This is a genomic window from Methylobacterium sp. C33D (genome assembly GCF_053345825.1).
This window is the reverse complement of record NZ_JBKFAV010000224.1, coordinates 1-292: the sequence shown is the minus strand read 5'-3', so window position 1 is coordinate 292 and position 292 is coordinate 1. Positions and strand designations below refer to the sequence as shown.

The 292-nt window shown below is 79.1% G+C and carries 1 protein-coding gene; it reads left to right on the top strand.

Going from position 1 to position 292, the window contains the following annotated elements; all coding sequences use genetic code 11:
* The coding region (locus tag ACLBXO_RS32145; RefSeq protein ID WP_447687961.1) for a circularly permuted type 2 ATP-grasp protein at positions 1-292 on the top strand (292 nt) is incomplete at both ends.

Sequence of the window (292 nt, the reverse complement as noted above, 5' to 3'; positions counted from 1 at the left end):
CATCCTCGACGCCCTGCGCAACGGCTCCCTGGTGATGGCCAACATGCCGGGCGCGGGCCTCGTCGGGTCGGCCGCGCTCGCCCCCTATCTCGACGGCATCGCCCGGCGCGTCCTCGGCGAGCCCCTGCGGCTCGGCCACCCGCGGACGTGGTGGTGCGGCGACCTCGAGGGCCTGGCGCACGCGCGGGCCAACCTCGACAGCCTGACCCTGCGCCCGCCCGCCACGCCCCAGCGCGGGGCGGGGCGCGACGCGATCCTGGCCGGTCCGGTCCTGGCGGCGGAGCGGGAGCGG